The following is a 15,196-nucleotide window of genomic DNA, read 5'->3' as shown; positions in this document are numbered from 1 at the left end:
GGCGCGGGGGGCATCACGTCCTCCAGCGTGGAGGCCATCGTGAAACCGTCGTGGTAGATGGACCCTTCGGGCTTGATGGCGTCGTCGCGGTACAGACCCATCTTCAGGTAGTTCAGGTCCTTGCCGAACTGGTTGGCACCGTAGGTCTTCGGCAGGGCCAGCTTGCCGTTGTGGTACAGCTCCACGAAGCCGACCTTCTTGTCGGACGACCACTTCACGTGCAGCACGAAGTCGTGCCAGTTGCCCTGGTTGATGGACGTCTGCCAGAGCACGGGCGTGGTGTTGCCGCCCACGCGCAGGTTGATCTTGTCCCCGCGCACGAAGAACTCCAGCGGCGGTGAGCCGCAGCAGCCCTCCTGGTGCCACTGGGTGATGACCTGCCAGGAGTCATGGACGGGGTAGTTCTTCGGAAACAGGGTGCTCCACTTGTAGAAGTACTCCTTCCCCTGCGTCTCATGGGTCAGGTACAGCAGCTCGTTGCGATTGCCGCTGGCGTTGATGGGATCATCGCCCTGCTTCACGACGGCCTTGAGGGCGTATTTCCCATCGCGCACCACGTCCGTCACGACCTGCAGACGGCTGGAGGCAACGCTCTGATCCCGGGTCCACTGGGACGTGTTGCCGGTCTCGAAGTCGCCCTTCCAGAGGATGCCCGCGGAGGCGAGGGCAGGCATGAGGGAAGCCGCGGCGACGAGTCGAAGGAGTTGCTTCAAACAGGAGTCCTTTCGGTCCGGGTTGGGCGGAGGGGACACGTGGCGCGCGAAACTCCTTCCCGCGCGTCCACGCCTGCCAACCCCCAATCCCTCGTGCGCTCCCTGGGCTGCCTGCTGGGGCAATGGGGACACAGGCCCCTGCCGCCCGTCACTTCCCCAGGCATGCCGAAGCGCGTGATTCCGGGCGGATGCGGGCGCTCAAACCTTCTGACGGGAGCAGCCATGCAGGCGAGCCCCCAAGCGTCATCCCCCCGACAGCCTGACGGCCCGGCGTTCCGTCCCCCACTCGCATCCGCGATGGGAAGACGGGTCTTTTTCAAGATCGGCGGACCTGCCCGTCTATTGATTCGTGGGGACCGAAAAACATCCGACGTGCATGAATTTCCACCGGCGGGCTGCCCACCGCGTCATGGAACGCCTGGTGGGTGGGGGCGAGGCCGGGTCGGCGTTCGTCGGAGGTTGGTGTAGAACGTGCGGGAGGGGCGCCAGCAAGGGGGAGGCGCCCGAGGGGACCGCATGGTGAAGCCGGCGAAGAAGAAGCTCTGGGCGCTGGCTCTGGCCATCCCCTTGATGGCGGCCGGAGTCGCGGCCCTGAAGCCCGCGGCGAGCGCGCCGCCCGTCACCGACAGCTTCTGGGTGGAGCGCAGGGCGGCGGCCCGCATCGAGTCCCGCCTCACGCACGCGGAAGCGGACCGCTACCGTTCGCGCGCGCCCGCCGGCGGCTGTCCCGTGCCCGCCGAGCCGATGCCCCTGGGCCCGCTCGCCCGCATGGAGGCCGGGGAGGACTGGGGCGGCATCGCGGCCGCGTACGCGCTGGAAGCGGAGTGGAACCAGGCGGCCTCCTTCCTGGAGCGCATGCCGGCCTCCCCGGAGCGCGACAGTGACTTGAGCGCGGTGGCGCTCGCGCGCGGCGACTTCGAACGGGCGCTGCGGCTCCTGGATGGCGCGCTGGCGGTGAAGCCGAACCTGCCGCAGGCGCTGTGGAACCGCGCGCTGGTGTTCCGGGAGATGGGGCTGACGCTGCGCGCGTCGGAGCTCTTCGAACAGGTGGCGAAGCTGGGCGAGCAGGGCTGGAGCCGCGAGGCCCACGCCCAGGCGCTGTCCCTGCGCGAGAGCACGCTGGAGCGCCAGCGTCAGTGGAAGGCGGCGCGCGAAGCGACGCTGGCCCTGATGGACGACGCGAAGGCGCCGCTGCCGCTGGACGCCGCCCGTCAGCTTCCGGGCACGGTGCGCGGCGTCTTCTATGACGTGGTGCGCGCCGCTGAATCCAAGGAGCGCGCGCTGGCGCTGATGCCGCTGGCGCAGGAGCTGGACCGGGTGCAGGGCGGCCGCACGCTCACGGACTACGTGCAGCGCGTGGCGAAGCGCGACTTCACCCGCCGCGGGGAGCTGGCGCGGCAGTACGCGGCGGCGATGCGCCCGGGCGGCACGGTGCCCGACGGCTTCCTGGACAAGGCGCGCCTGCCCGGTGACGAGGACCTCTACATGGGGGCCATCCTCCGCACGCGCAACGGCACGATGAAGAACCTGAAGGACGTGCTGGAGCGCATCAAGCGCCTGGACGATCCATGGTTCATGTACCAGGCGGAGCGCGACCAGGCCTACAAGGAGGTCGCGGACGGCGCGTGGTGGAAGGGTGAGCAGCGGCTCTTCTCCGCGCTCCAGCACTGCCGCGAGGGCACGCTGACGGTGCGCTGCCTGGAGCTGGAGCGACGGCTGGCGGTCTTCTACTACGACATGCAGCGCGTGACGGAGGCGGAGCAGCACGCGCGCGTGCTGTGGGCGGGGGCCCGGCAGCTTCGCGAGTGGGACCTGGAGTTCAACGCGCTGGAGTCGCTCTCCCAGGTGGCGCGCTCCCGCAACGACCTGGGCAGCGCGCGCGCCTATCTGGAGGAGTGGATGGCGCGCGGCCCCACGCGACACTGCGCGTGGCCCCACGTGCAGCTGGCGCACCTGTACTACCTGGACCTGCGGCCGGCGGACGCGCGGCGCGAGCTGGACATCGCCGCCGCCTGCGCCGACAACCGCATGGAGCTGGTGTTCGGTGCCACGCTCGCGGAGCTGACGCGCTCCGGCTCCGGTCCCAATGACGCCGAGTGGCTGGGCCGCGTCACCTCCAACGCCGTGTCGGGGCCGAACGTGCTGGGGGGCGACCGCGCCTATGCGCACTATCTGGAGGGCCGCTTCGTCCTGGATCAGGACCGGACCCGGGGTGAGGCGCTCTTGAAGACGACCATCGCGGAGGCGGATGCGCTGCCGCGAGGGGATGCGCTGGCGCGCGAGTCCTGGGCGCTCAGCCATTCGTCGCTCGCGGTGGACGCGGGCCGCACGGGCGAGTTCCCCAAGGTGGTGACGTTGATGGCCGCGCAGCTGGGCACGCCCGTGCCCACGCGGTGCGCGCTGGCCGCCAGCGTCCACGCCGAGCGCGCCGTGCTGGTGGCGCTGGGCCCGAAGGGCGAGGTCCAGGGGCACTACGACGCCGCGCGCAAGGAGCCCTTCGCGCGGGCGGACTCCTCCCGGCTGGTGCCGGAGGCCCTGCGCAAGACGCTCTCCGGCTGCGACCGCGTGGACGTGCTCGCGTGGGCGCCCGTCTTCGGCCGCACGGACCTGCTGCCTTCGGACATCGCGTGGAGCTTCCGCCTGGGCCGCGCCCAGGGACCGCGTCCCGCGCCCGGCTCGCAGTCCGCGCCCTCGCGCCGCCTGGTGGTGGCCGGGGTGGAGGCCCCGTCGCTGTTGCAGCTGCCCCGGCTGCCCGCGTGGACGCCGGACGCGGAGCCGGGGGCCGCGCCGCCGGACGTGCTGTCCGGTTCGGACGCCACGCCGTCGCGCGTGCTGGCCCGCATGGCGGACGCCACGGAGATTGAGATCCACGCGCACGGCATCACCGACCCCAGCATCTCCGGCGCGTCGCTGGTGGTGCTGTCGCCGGAGGTGAACGGCCGCTACGCGCTCACCGCGGACGTGGTGCGCGAGCAGCGGCTCACCGGCTCGCCCACCGTGTTCCTGGCCGCGTGCAGCGCGGGCCGCACCACGGCGCTGCAGAGCACGGAGCCCTTCAGCCTGCCGGCGGCCTTCATCGACTCCGGGGCCCGCGCGGTGCTGGCCTCCACGGTGGACATCCCGGACGCGGCGGGCCGCTTCTTCGACGGTGTCCGCCGCCGCATCCACGCGGGAACGCCCGCCGCCGTCGCGCTGCGCGACGAGCGTCAGGCGTGGCTTGCACGCGACGCGCGCGCCGCGTGGACGCGCTCCGTGCTGCTGGTGGAGAAGGCGGACTGACCGGACTAGAAGGGGGCATCCAGGTGCGTGTTGCCGCCGGGGACGAGGAAGTGGTGGAAGGTGACGCTGGCGCTCACGTCCAGCGCCTTCACCCAGTGCCACCAGCCCACGGGCAGGAACACCATGTCCCCGGGCTCCAGCACCGTCTCCAGCACGGTGGCCTGCGCGAACAGCGGGTGCGCCATCAGGTCCGGCTTCCCCGCGTCCACGTGGCTGAAGGTGCCCCGGTGCGGGTAGACGCGGTGGCGCTCGTAGGACGGCACCAGCTTCACGTGCTTGCGGCCCATCACCTGGCCCAACAGGATGTTCATGTTGTCGTGGTGCAGCGGGGTGACGGTGCCCGCGGGCCCCAGGAGCAGCGTCATCATGTCCGCCTGCAACGACGGGTCGATGAGGCCCTCGGGCGCGCGCAGATCCTCGCGCAGCGGCGAGAGTCCCGCGTGCCGCCAGTTATCGTTGCGCGGCACCATGTAGTAGTCGTTCGTCTCCTTCCCGGACTCCACCATGGTGAGGAAGTCCGCGAAGGGCATCCGCGTGCGGTGCCGGTCGTGCTGGGCCGCGTGCTCCGGGTTCGCGTCGCGCCCCATCATCACCTCCACCTCCACCGGGCCGAAGCGCTCGCGGAAGTAGGACAGCGACCACTTCTGGAGCGCCGGCCAGTCCTTCATCAGTCCGCGCAGCACCACCGGCCGGTGGCCCAGGTAGTAGCGGCCGAAGAACTCCTCCGGCGTCAGGTGCTCGCGCACCTCCAGCTGGCGGCCCCCGTCCTGGGCCCGCAGCTCGCTGTAGACATCCATCAGCGACTCCAGCCACCCGAAGTGCCGGGCCACCTGGAGGCATGCCTGGTAGTAGGGGTGCTTCTGCACCGCCTCCATCTCCTCGTGGGCCAGCGCCGGGTCCACGCCCGCACCCACCAGGACCTGTCGCACTTCTTCCGGCCCTACCCCCAGGGCCAGATTCTCCGCCAGCCACTGGCGCCACTCCGGACGCAAGAGGGACTTGTCCTCGCTCATTCGGAACTCCTTGAAATTCTTGAAGGATTGACCCGGTGGGGGCCCCTCCTGCACGTGCGTCAGGGCGTGGTATGGACTGGCCCCGTCCGTCTTTTTCTACCCATCCCATGCTTACGCCGGACTTCCGTCGTACCAGGAGAAGCGATCCATGACCCCCGGAGACGTGTCCTTTGCCCGACCCGGAGCTTTCGAGCCCGACCACAGCGCCCCACATGTGAAGGGCTCCTACGTCAACTGCGAGCAGCGCGAGCCCCGGGCGCGGCGCCGTCCGCTGCCGCCGCCTTCGGTCCCGGCCCTGTTGGAGGGGGCGGAAGTCGCCCGGTGAGCGTCCTGCCCGGCGGGCCTGTCCGCGCTTCCGGGCATTTTTCTCTCAAGAAACAAAGCGCTCGGCGTCTTTAGTCAGGAAGCCCACCAGTCACTTCGGGTCCTTGCGTCATGGCCAACCTCTTCAACCGGGAACGGCGCCATTTCGAGGCGTTCAGCCAGCGACACCGGCCCAGCCTGCTGGCCGTGGCCCGCCGGTTGTGCGCTCGCGGCATCCTGGATCCAGAGGACCTGGTCCAGGAGGCCTTCGAGCGGGCGTTGCCGGAGTTCGGCCACCTGAAGGACCGCACGGAAGCGGCGTGCGCGGCGTGGTTGTGCACGACGATGACGAACCGGTTCCTCGACCACTGCCGAAGGCAGCGGACGGAGGTCCGGGGGCTGCCGCACCTGGCGCTGGTGCAGGACCTGCCAGCGACGGGGGATGGGGAGCAGGAGAACTGGGAGCTGGTGGGCAATGACGCCTTCCAGGCGGCCATCGAGCAGCTCAAGCCGCACCTGCGGGATGCGTACAGGCTGCACGCGGAAGGCCTCCGCTACCAGGCCATTGCCGAGAAATTCAACGTCCCCGTGGGCACCGTGGGCAGCTGGCTGACGCTGGCGCGCCGTGACCTCAGGGAACTGCTGCTTCCGAGCGTCGCCGTGGCCCGGGAGCGGGGAGTCCAGGTATGAACGCGCATTGCACGAAGCTGCATCTCTTCATGGACGGTGAGCTGTCCGAGGCGGATGCGGAGGGCTTCCGGCACCACCTGCCGCGCTGCCCCGGCTGCGAAGGCGGCCTTCGCGACCTGCTCCAGTTGGAACTGCTGGCGGCGCGGGCGCTGGGCACGGGCGTCGTGGAGCAGCCCGCGCAGCCGTCTCACGGCAACGTGGTGGCGCTGGGCGCGTGGGTGCGCCGCAATGCGCGCGTGGTGGCCCCGCTGGCCATGGCCGCCAGCCTCTGCGCCGTCTTCGTGCCGCGCATGATGCCGGAGGCGGAAGTGCCGGCGGTGGTCTTCCTGGAGAACCAGTCCACGCGCGCGCTGGAAGGTCGCGTCTCGCATCCCCGCGCGGACCAGTGGCGCCGCTACATGCCCATGCGCGGCAATGGCAACGTCACCGGCGCGGAGACCGCGGAGGCGCCGGCCCCGGCCCCCCTGCCGCTGCGTCCGCTGGCGGAGATGGAGGAGCGCAAGGAGTTCCGCGGCATCGTCGCGGCCTACGTGCTGCACGGTCAGTGGCAGCAGGCGCAGGCGGTGCTGGTGCGTGAGCCCGCGTCGCTCGCTCGCGACAACGACCTGGCGGTGGTGGCGCTGCACGAGAGCCGCTTCCAGGACGCGCTGGGCCTGTTGGACCCGGTGGTGCGCGCGGAGCCGGCGCATGCGCAGGCCCTGTGGAACCGCGGCCTCGCGCTGTACGGGCTGAAGCAGTACGCGCGCGCCGCGACCGACTTCGAGAAGGTGGCGGCCCTGGGCGAGCCCGGCTGGAGCGACGAGGCGCGCGAGCGCGTGGAAGAGGCGCGCGCGCAGGCACGGCAGCTCGGCAGCGCGGCCCCCTGAGTTCCTGTCGTCCCTCCCGCGCGCTGGAGCGTCCACCATCGGGCGCCCCGCGCGGGTGAATCGCCTTCGGACACGGGATGACGTGTCAGGCTCCTGGGGTTGTCGGAACACTCCAGGAGCTTGCCCATGCCCGAGTCCTCCCCCCGCGCTCCCGTCGACTACGCGACCGCCCGCCGTGATTTCCGGTGGGAGCGGCCCGAGCACTTCAACTTCGCCACTGATGTCATCGACCGGCACGCGGCCGAGCGGCCCCAGGCCCCCGCGCTCCAGTGGTCCGACGAGTCCGGGCGCTCGCAGCGCTTCACCTTCCAGGAGCTGAAGGAGCGCTCGCTGCACGCGGCGCGCTTCCTCACCGGGCTGGGCCTGAAGCGGGGCGACCGGGCCTTCATCCTGATGCCGCGCGTGCCGGAGTGGTGGTTCCTGGTGTTGGGGTGCATCCGCGCCGGCATCGTCTTCATGCCCGGCACGCCCATGCTCACCGCCAAGGACATCCGCTACCGGCTGGAGGCCGCCCACGCGAAGGCCGTCCTCACCGACGCAAGCTGCCTGGACCGCTTCGAGGGCGTGCAGGACGTGCCGGGCGTGACGACGTGGGTGTCCACCGGGGACGCTCCGGCACCGTGGACGCGCTACGCGTCGGAGGCGCTGACGGAAGGCGAGGCCGCGGCCTTCCCGCCGACGCGCGCGGAGGATCCGCTGCTCATCTACTTCACGTCCGGCACCACGGGCATGCCGAAGATGGTGCAGCACACGCAGGCCAGCTACGGCCAGGGCCACCTCATCACCGGGCGCTACTGGTTGGACCTGCGGCCGGAGGACCGGCACCTCACGCTCAGCGACACCGGCTGGGCGAAGTGCGCCTGGGGCAAGCTCTTCGGTCCGTGGAGCGAAGGCGCGTGCAACGTCGTCTACGATTTCCGCGGGCGGTTTGATCCGGTGGCCTTCCTCAAGGTGCTGGAGCGCGAGCGCGTCACCACCTTCTGCGCGCCGCCCACCGCGTGGCGCGCGCTGGTGTTGCAGGACCTGAAGGCGGTGGACCTGTCCTCGCTGCGCCACACGGTGAGCGCGGGCGAGCCGCTCAACCCGGAGGTCATCGAGACGTGGAAGGAGGCCACCGGGCTGTTCATCCGCGAGGGCTACGGCCAGACGGAGACGGTGGTCATCGTGGGCATGTTCCCGTCGCTTCCGCCGCGCATGGGCTCCATGGGCAAGCCGTCCCCCGGCTTCACCGTGGGCGTCATCAACGAGCAGGGCGAGGAGGTCGCGGATGGGCAGGAGGGCGACATCGCGGTGCGCGTGAAGCCGGAGCGGCCGGTGGGCCTGTTCCACGGCTACCTGAATGACGACGCGGCCAACGCGGCCAGCAGCCGGGGCGACTGGTACGTCACGGGCGACCGCGCGGTGCGCGACGCGGAAGGCTACCTGTGGTTCGTGGGGCGCTCGGATGACGTCATCAAGACGTCCGGCTACCGGGTGGGCCCCTTCGAGGTGGAGTCCGCGCTGCTGGAGCACCCCGCGGTGGCCGAGTCCGCCGTCATCGGTGTGCCGGACGACAAGATTGGCCAGCGCATCAAGGCGTACGTGCTGCTGACGCCGGGCCACACCGCGTCACCCGCGCTCGCGCAGGAGCTGCAGGACTTCGTGAAGAAGACGACGGCGCCCTACAAGTACCCGCGCGAGATCGAGTTCGTCTCGGAGCTGCCCAAGACGGTGAGCGGGAAGATCCGCCGCGCGGAGCTGCGCGCCACCCAGAAGAAGTAGGGGCGCGCAGCGGAAGGGAACTACTTCAGCCAGTCCGAGTGCACGAAGCCGGCGTCGGGCTTGTCCCGCCGCTGGTAGGTGTGCGCGCCGAACGCGTCGCGCTGGGCCTGGGTGAGGTTCTGCGGCAGCTCCGGGCTGCGGTAGCTGTCCATGTACGCCAGGCTGCTGCTGAACACCGGCACCGGGATGCCCGCCTTCGTCGCCGAGCCCACGAACTTGCGCCACGACGGTGCCAGCTTCTCCAGCTCCGGGGCGAACGCCTCCGACACCATCAGGTTGGGCAGCGTGGGCTGCTGCTGGAAGGCCGCGCGCAGCGGCGTGAGGAGCTTCGCGCGGATGATGCAGCCGCCCCGCCAGATGCGCGCCATCTCCGAAAGCGACACGCCCCACTTGTACTCGTCGGAGGCCGCCTGGATGAGCCGCATGCCCTGCGCGTACGTCACCACGCGCGCCGCGTAGAGCGCGTCGTGCGCCCACTGGGCCAGGTGCTGCTGCTCCTCGGAGGTGAGCGACACGGAGGGGCCGTGCAGCTTCTTGCTCGCGGCGACGCGGTCCTCCTTGTGCGCGGACAGGTTGCGCGCATCCAGCGCGGACGCGATGGAGGGCACCGGCACGCCCAGGTCGAGCGCCACCTGCACGGTCCACTTGCCCGTGCCCTTCTGGCCGGCCTTGTCGAGCACCATGTCCACCAGGGGCTTGCCCGTCTCCGGGTCGCGCTTGCGCAGCACCTTGATGGTGGTCTCCAGGAGGAACGACTCGGCGATGCCCTCGTTCCACTTGGAGAACAGGTCGGCCAGGGCCGCGGTGTCCAGGCCCAGGCCGCGGCGGAGCACGTCGTATGTCTCCGCGAGCAGCTGCATGTCCGCGTACTCGATGCCGTTGTGCACCATCTTCACGAAGTGGCCCGCGCCCTCCGGGCCCACGTGGGTGACGCACAGGCCTTCCTCGCTGCGCGCGGCGATGGCCTCCAGCACCGGCTGCACCAGCGCGTACGCGTCCTTGGGGCCGCCCGGCATGATGGACGGGCCGTGGCGCGCGCCCTCCTCGCCGCCGGACACACCGATGCCCAGGAAGTGGAAGCCCTTCTGCTTGCACAGCGCTTCGCGGCGCCGGGTGTCCAGGTACCAGGAGTTGCCCGCGTCCATGATGACGTCGCCGGGCGACAGCAGCGGGAACAGCCGCTCCATCATCTGGTCCACCGGAGCGCCGGCGGTGATCATCAGCAGGACGCGGCGCGGACGCTCCAGGCCGGAGACGAACGCCTCCAGCTCCGGCCAGCCGGCCAGGGCCTGCTTCGGGTTCTCCTTCTGGACCTTCGTGATGGCCTCCGGGTGGCGGTCCCACACCGCGACGCTGAACCCGTGGTCCGCGATGTTGAGGGCGAGGCTCGCGCCCATGACGCCCATGCCCACCACGCCGAACTGCGCAGGCTTTGTCTGTGTGCCCATGTTCCCTCCGAGCCGCGCCTACCCGTAGGCGGCGGGGTCCAGCATCCACTGCGTGTTCGTCACGTGCGACGCGGGCAGCTGCATATCGCCCTGAAGCACCCGCCGCATGGCGTCCCGCTTGCCCTCGCCCGCCACCAGTCCCAGCACCGCCCCCGCGCCCTGGAGCACGGGGAACGTCAGCGTCATCCGCCACGGTGGCGGCTTGGAGGTCTGCTTCACCGCGAGCACCCGCGCGGTGCGCTCCGAAAGCGCCGGGTGGCCGGGAAACAGGCTCGCGGTGTGGCCGTCCTCGCCCACGCCGATGAGCACCACGTCCAGCCGCTCCGGCAGCGTCTTCGCGTAGTCGGCCGCGGCGTCATCGCGGTCCTCGCGCTCGCCCTGCATGCGGAACACCTGCGCGTCCGAAAGCTTCAGCGGCGTGAGCAGCGATTCCTTCACCAGCTTGTAGTTGCTGTCCGCGTGGTCGGGCGGCACGAAGCGCTCGTCCACGAAGTACACGTCCACCCGTTCCCAGGGCAGCGTGTGCTCCGCGAGCGCGCGGTACGCGGGGCGCGGCGTGTTGCCGCCCGACAGCGCCAGGCTCACCCGCTGCTTCGTCGCGAGCGCCTTCTGGAGCTCGCGCGCCAGCCAGTCGGAGGCCTCCAGGGTCAGCTTCTCCGGGGGGACGATGAGCGGTTTCGTCATAGCGTGGACCACCGGCGGCCATTCTTCGCGGGCAGCGCGTCCGCGGCGTCAGGGCCGGTGCTGCCCTTCTTGTACGTGTGCAGCGTGCCGCCCGCGTCGGTCTCCAGCGCGCGCAGGATGGGCGTGATGTAGCCCCAGGCCTGCTCCACGCTGTCCTGGCGCGCGAAGAGGGTGGCGTTGCCGCGCATGCAGTCCAGCAGCAGCCGCTCGTACGCCTCCGGCACGGGCTTATGGAAGCTCTCCGCGTAGTCCATGTCCATGGTGACACCGCCGATGTTGACGTCCTCGCCGGGCACCTTGGACTCGAACGACAGCGCGATGCCTTCATGCGGCTGGATGCGCAGGGTGAGCACGTTGGGCTGCAGCCGCTGGCAGGTGGCGCCGCCGCCGCTGAACAGGCCGATGGGCACCGACTTGAAGTGGATGGACACCTCCGTCATGCGCCGCTTCAGGTTCTTGCCCGCGCGCAGGTAGAAGGGCACGCCCTGCCAGCGCCACGAGTCCACGTTCATCTTCAGCGCGACGTACGTGGGCGTGCGTGAGCCCTTCTTCACGCCCTTCTCGTCCTGGTAGCCCTGGTACTGGCCCACGACGACGTGGTCCGGCACGTCCGAGCCCTCCACGGGGCGCAGCGCGCGGAACACCTTGTTCTTCTCATCGCGGATGTCCTCCGCGGCGAAGGACACGGGGGGCTCCATGGCGCACAGGGCCAGCACCTGGAGCAGGTGGTTCTGCACCATGTCGCGCAGCACGCCCGTCTCGTCGTAGAAGCCGCCGCGGCCCTCCACGCCAATCGTCTCCGCCGCCGTGATTTCCACGTGGTCGATGTGCTGGCGGTTCCACAGCGGTTCGAAGATGGCGTTGGCGAAGCGGAAGACGAGGATGTTCTGCACCGTCTCCTTGCCCAGGTAGTGGTCGATGCGGAAGATCTGCTTCTCATCCAGCACCGCGCCCAGTTCGCGGTTGAGCTCGCGCGCGCTCTCCAGGTCGTGGCCGAAGGGCTTCTCGATGATGAGCCGCCGCCAGGGCTTCTCTCCGGGCTGCTCCTCGCGCTTGAGCAGGCCGGCGCCGGCCAGGCTGTGGATGATCTGCGGGAACGTGGAGGCGGGCGTCGCCATGTAATAGAGCTGGTTGTCGCCCGTCTTGTGGCGCTTGGACACATCCGCCAGCTTGTCGCTCAGGCGCTTGAAGGTGCCCGGGTCGTCATAGCCGCCGGAGACGCATTCGATGCGTTCGGAGAAGGTCTTCCAGGCCGCTTCGTCCACGGGCTGCGTGCGGGCGAACTTCTTCAGGCCCTCCTTCACGTGCTCGCGGAAGGCCTTGTCCTCCAGCGGGGAGCGGCTGAAGGCGACGATGGCGAAGTGCTCCGGCAGCAGGTTGGAGCGGGCGAGCTCGAAGAGCGCGGGGAATAGCTTGCGCTCGGCCAGGTCGCCCGTGGCGCCGAAGAGGACCATGGCGCAGGGGTCGGGGCGGCCCGCGCTGAACACCGGTTCGCCTTCTCGGGGATGGGTTTCGATGTGAACGCCCTGCGCATCCATGCGGTGTCTCCTCCGGTTCGACCGGGGACCTTAAGGCGCTAATCTGGCGGCCCTGCAAGCGCATTGCAGGAGAATGATGCGGGCCTGACGTCTTGCCTGCCCCGGAGGTTGGGGCCATCCCGGCTCCGCCGGGGAGCGCGCGGGCAACCGGGCGGCGTCAGGCGCCTGGGAACATGATATTTCCGGGGGTCATGACGACTCCTCCCGTGGCGCTCATCACCGGGGGTTCGCGTGGCGTGGGCCGCGCGGTCTCCCTCCGGCTGGCCCGTGCCGGCTATGACATCGTCTCCACCTACCGTCGGGACGCGGACTCCGCGGCGAGCCTGGCGAAGGAGGTGGAGGCCCTGGGCCGCCGCTGCCGCACGGTGATGGCGGACCAGCTGGAGCCCGCGACGCTGCACGGCGTGTTCGACGTCATCCAGGAGGAGTTCAAGGGCCTGGACGTGTTCGTCGCCAACGCGGCCTCCACCGTCTTCACGCCGCTGATGCAGACGAAGCTGCACCAGATGGACAAGACCTTCAACGTGACGGTGAAGAGCTTCCTCTTGGGCGCGCAGCGTTCGGTGCCGCTGATGGAGGGGCGCAAGGGGCGCATCGTCGCGGTGTCCGGCATGGACTCGCGCATGCCGCTGCCGTTCCATGGCCTGCTGGGCGCGATGAAGGGCGCCATGGAGATCATGGTGAAGTACCTGGCCGCGGAGCTGACCGGGTCGGGCATCCGCGTCAACGCGGTCAACCCGGGCTACATCGACACGGACTCCAGCCGCTTCTACATGGGCGATGCGTGGGCGGGCCTGGAGGAGAAGGTGAAGGACCAGGTGCCCGTGGGGCACGTGGCCAGCGTGGATGAGATTGCCCGCCCCATCGAGTGGCTGTGTTCGGAAGGCTCCGCGTACGTGAACGGCCAGACGCTGGTGGTGGACGGCGGCCTGGAGGTCAACTACGCGATGGGCTTCGCCGCGAACATGACGACGCCGTCCTCGCGCTGACCGCCGCCGCCTTCCATGCGCTACGCCGTCTCGCTGTGGTTCTTCGTGCTGTTCCTGGTCACCGCGCCCCTGCTCTTCACGCTGGGCGCGGTGTTGTTCGTGGTGGCGTATCCGCTGGATCCGCACCGGCAATGGCTGCACGTGCTGGTGTGCCGGTGGTGCTACGGGCTGTGGCTGCATGCCTCGCCCGGATGGAAGGTGCGCGTGGAGGGACGGGAGCTGCTGCCCAAGGGCCCGTGCGTCTACGTCGTCAACCACCAGTCCTTCGCGGACATCCTGGCGGTGATGGGGCTCTTCACCCCGTACAAGTTCGTGGCGAAGGCGTCGCTGTTCCGCACGCCGCTGGTGGGCTGGATGATGACGCTGCTGGGGTACGTGCCCATCGTGCGCGGCAGCTCGAAGTCGATGGAGCAGTTGCTGGGGCCGTGCCGCCGCTGGCTGCGCCAGGGCATTCCGGTGCTCATCTTCCCGGAGGGCACGTATTCGCCCGGCGAGCTGCTGCCATTCAAACGGGGTGCGTTCCAACTGGCGCTGGAGGAGCACGTGCCGGTGGTGCCGGTGCTGGTGCGGGGCACGCGGGAGCTGGTGGACGGGGACGGGCCGTGGATGAGCCCGAGCGCGTCCGTCACGGTGCGTGTCCTGCCGGCGCTGCCACCGGAGAGCTTCGGTCCGGACGCGGTGGCGCTGGCCACGCGCGTGCGCGAGCAGTACGTGGAGGCGCTCTCGGTCGCGAGCTGACGGACCCGGGGCCGGTGCTGGAGCGGCGCTGTGGGGGGCTGCTTCGCCCGGCCTCGCGTCTGGCGCGGAGTCCCGCGCCTCAGGCGTGCTCGGAGCCGGGCAGCCCTTCGTCCGTCGCCGCGTCGTCGTGCGAGGAGGCTTCCATCGCGTGCGACGAGGGCAGGGCGGGGGCGGCTTCGGTGACGGCGCGGGTCAGCTCGTGGGGCGCGCGGATCAACGCCTCCAGCGCATCGGTGCTCGCGGGGACGCCGCGCTGCTCCACCTGGAGCCAGCCGCCCTTGATGCTGACACGGCGGTGGCCGCGCAGGCCCAGCAGCCGCTTGCGCACGTCCGGGGCCAGCAGCACCGGGCGCGCCTCCGGGGCCAGGTTCTCCACCAGGAAGGCCGCGTCCAGCTCCGCGTCGCCCAGATGCTCCTCGCGCGGCGTGGTGGCTCCGGGCACCTTGTCCTCGGGGCGCTCGTGCTCCAGGAGCAGGTCCGCGGGCAGCGCGCCCTCCAGGTCCAGGCGCAACACGGTGACGGTGTGCCGCTTCTTGCCCCCCGCGCCCCGCTTCCCCGTGGCCAGCAGCAGCGGACGCCCCCGGTAGCGGCCCTGCACCTCCAGCCGCTTCTCCGCGCAGGTGAGTCCATTCGCCTTCGCGAACGCCTCCCACGCCGCGCGCTGCCGGCGCTTGAGCTGGAACAGGGTGAAGAGGGCCAGAGCGCCCAGGACGAGCAGGGACGCGAGGATGCCGAGCGGAGAAGAGACACCGGGAAGCATGGCGGCGCATTGTGCACCGACGCGCGACGGGTGGACCCTCAAATCCGATCGCGTGCGCACCGTCGTGGTCCGAGCAGGCTCGGACTGCCAGGGCGCGAACACGTTGGATGGAACTCCGCGCGCGTGGAATCCCGCGTGCCTGCATTTCTTCCGTCCGGGACGCTGTGTCCCCGGCCGCACCGGAAATGCGCACGGAGCGCGCCAGTGATGCACCCACGGTGTGACGTGGGGATGCAGGGCCTCGCGGGTCGGCCAGACGGCACGAAGCAGGCGCCGTGGGACATGCGGTGGGATGCGGAGGACGTGGGAGGAGGGGCGTTCGCGCAAGCACGCGGAATGACGCCCTTTTTCGACAATGTCAGAGGGGGCAGGTAAGGGAGCGGGGGCTCGCCGCTTGGAGTCGGGCCGTCACCG

13 protein-coding genes are annotated in these 15,196 nt (G+C 70.3%); 7 read left to right on the top strand and 6 right to left on the bottom strand.

All coding sequences use genetic code 11. The features are described from left to right. Positions 1-713: polysaccharide lyase (locus D7X74_RS15925; protein ID WP_370450760.1), on the bottom strand; the 713-nt coding region annotated here is incomplete at its 3' end. Positions 714-1,229: 516 nt separating this feature from the next. Here D7X74_RS15925 and D7X74_RS15920 point away from each other — a divergent pair. Then, on the top strand, positions 1,230-3,992 hold the full coding sequence (locus D7X74_RS15920; protein ID WP_120533817.1) for a CHAT domain-containing protein: 2,763 nt from the start codon (positions 1,230-1,232) through the stop codon (positions 3,990-3,992). A gap of 5 nt (positions 3,993-3,997) precedes the next feature. Here D7X74_RS15920 and D7X74_RS15915 read toward each other — a convergent pair whose 3' ends face one another. Next, on the bottom strand, positions 3,998-5,005 hold the full coding sequence (locus D7X74_RS15915; protein WP_120533816.1) for a cupin-like domain-containing protein: 1,008 nt from the start codon (positions 5,003-5,005) through the stop codon (positions 3,998-4,000). Between the two features lie 148 nt (positions 5,006-5,153). Between D7X74_RS15915 and D7X74_RS43000 the strand changes: the two genes are divergently transcribed. The 4 genes from D7X74_RS43000 to D7X74_RS15900 all read left to right on the top strand — a co-directional run bounded on the left by D7X74_RS43000 (position 5,154) and on the right by D7X74_RS15900 (position 8,625). Beyond that, positions 5,154-5,330 carry a hypothetical protein gene (locus D7X74_RS43000; protein WP_158620399.1) on the top strand — a complete coding sequence of 59 codons (177 nt, stop codon included), beginning with the start codon at positions 5,154-5,156 and terminating at the stop codon, positions 5,328-5,330. A 110-nt stretch (positions 5,331-5,440) separates the two neighbouring features. Next, on the top strand, positions 5,441-5,998 hold the full coding sequence (locus D7X74_RS15910; protein ID WP_120533815.1) for an RNA polymerase sigma factor: 558 nt from the start codon (positions 5,441-5,443) through the stop codon (positions 5,996-5,998). Beyond that, positions 5,995-6,864, top strand: coding sequence for a zf-HC2 domain-containing protein (locus tag D7X74_RS15905; RefSeq protein ID WP_120533814.1), 870 nt, complete (start codon positions 5,995-5,997; stop codon positions 6,862-6,864). The genes D7X74_RS15910 and D7X74_RS15905 overlap by 4 nt, the downstream gene beginning before the upstream one ends. Positions 6,865-6,990: 126 nt before the next feature. Then, positions 6,991-8,625, top strand: a complete 1,635-nt coding sequence (locus tag D7X74_RS15900; RefSeq protein ID WP_120533813.1) for an acyl-CoA synthetase — start codon at positions 6,991-6,993, stop codon at positions 8,623-8,625. Between the two features lie 20 nt (positions 8,626-8,645). On the opposite strand, the gene gndA is transcribed toward D7X74_RS15900, so the two are convergent. Genes gndA through zwf form a run of 3 tightly spaced genes read right to left on the bottom strand, consistent with a single transcriptional unit; the run spans position 8,646 to position 12,295 of the window. Continuing rightward, entirely contained in the window at positions 8,646-10,073 is a 1,428-nt protein-coding gene (gndA, locus tag D7X74_RS15895) for an NADP-dependent phosphogluconate dehydrogenase (RefSeq protein ID WP_120533812.1), read from the bottom strand. Between the two features lie 18 nt (positions 10,074-10,091). Next, positions 10,092-10,757, bottom strand: a complete 666-nt coding sequence (pgl, locus tag D7X74_RS15890) for a 6-phosphogluconolactonase (RefSeq protein ID WP_120533811.1) — start codon at positions 10,755-10,757, stop codon at positions 10,092-10,094. Further along, complete coding sequence (zwf, locus tag D7X74_RS15885) at positions 10,754-12,295, bottom strand: glucose-6-phosphate dehydrogenase (RefSeq protein WP_120533810.1); 1,542 nt, start codon at positions 12,293-12,295, stop codon at positions 10,754-10,756. Before zwf ends, pgl begins: the two co-directional genes overlap by 4 nt. Before the next feature lie 191 nt (positions 12,296-12,486). Here zwf and D7X74_RS15880 point away from each other — a divergent pair, with 191 nt between their 5' ends. After that, positions 12,487-13,284 (top strand): SDR family NAD(P)-dependent oxidoreductase, encoded by a 798-nt coding sequence (locus tag D7X74_RS15880; RefSeq protein ID WP_233595640.1) that lies wholly within the window; start codon positions 12,487-12,489, stop codon positions 13,282-13,284. Between the two features lie 15 nt (positions 13,285-13,299). Next, positions 13,300-14,022 (top strand): 1-acyl-sn-glycerol-3-phosphate acyltransferase, encoded by a 723-nt coding sequence (locus D7X74_RS15875; RefSeq protein ID WP_120533808.1) that lies wholly within the window; start codon positions 13,300-13,302, stop codon positions 14,020-14,022. 79 nt (positions 14,023-14,101) lie between these two features. On the opposite strand, the gene D7X74_RS15870 is transcribed toward D7X74_RS15875, so the two are convergent. Next, positions 14,102-14,782, bottom strand: a complete 681-nt coding sequence (locus D7X74_RS15870) for a hypothetical protein (protein WP_120533807.1) — start codon at positions 14,780-14,782, stop codon at positions 14,102-14,104. Between the last annotated feature and the right edge of the window lie 414 nt (positions 14,783-15,196).

This window comes from Corallococcus sp. CA047B, from assembly GCF_003612065.1.
Taxonomy (GTDB): domain Bacteria; phylum Myxococcota; class Myxococcia; order Myxococcales; family Myxococcaceae; genus Corallococcus; species Corallococcus praedator.
The sequence above is the reverse complement of the archived record's forward strand: the minus strand, read 5'-3'. Positions and strand labels throughout refer to the sequence as shown.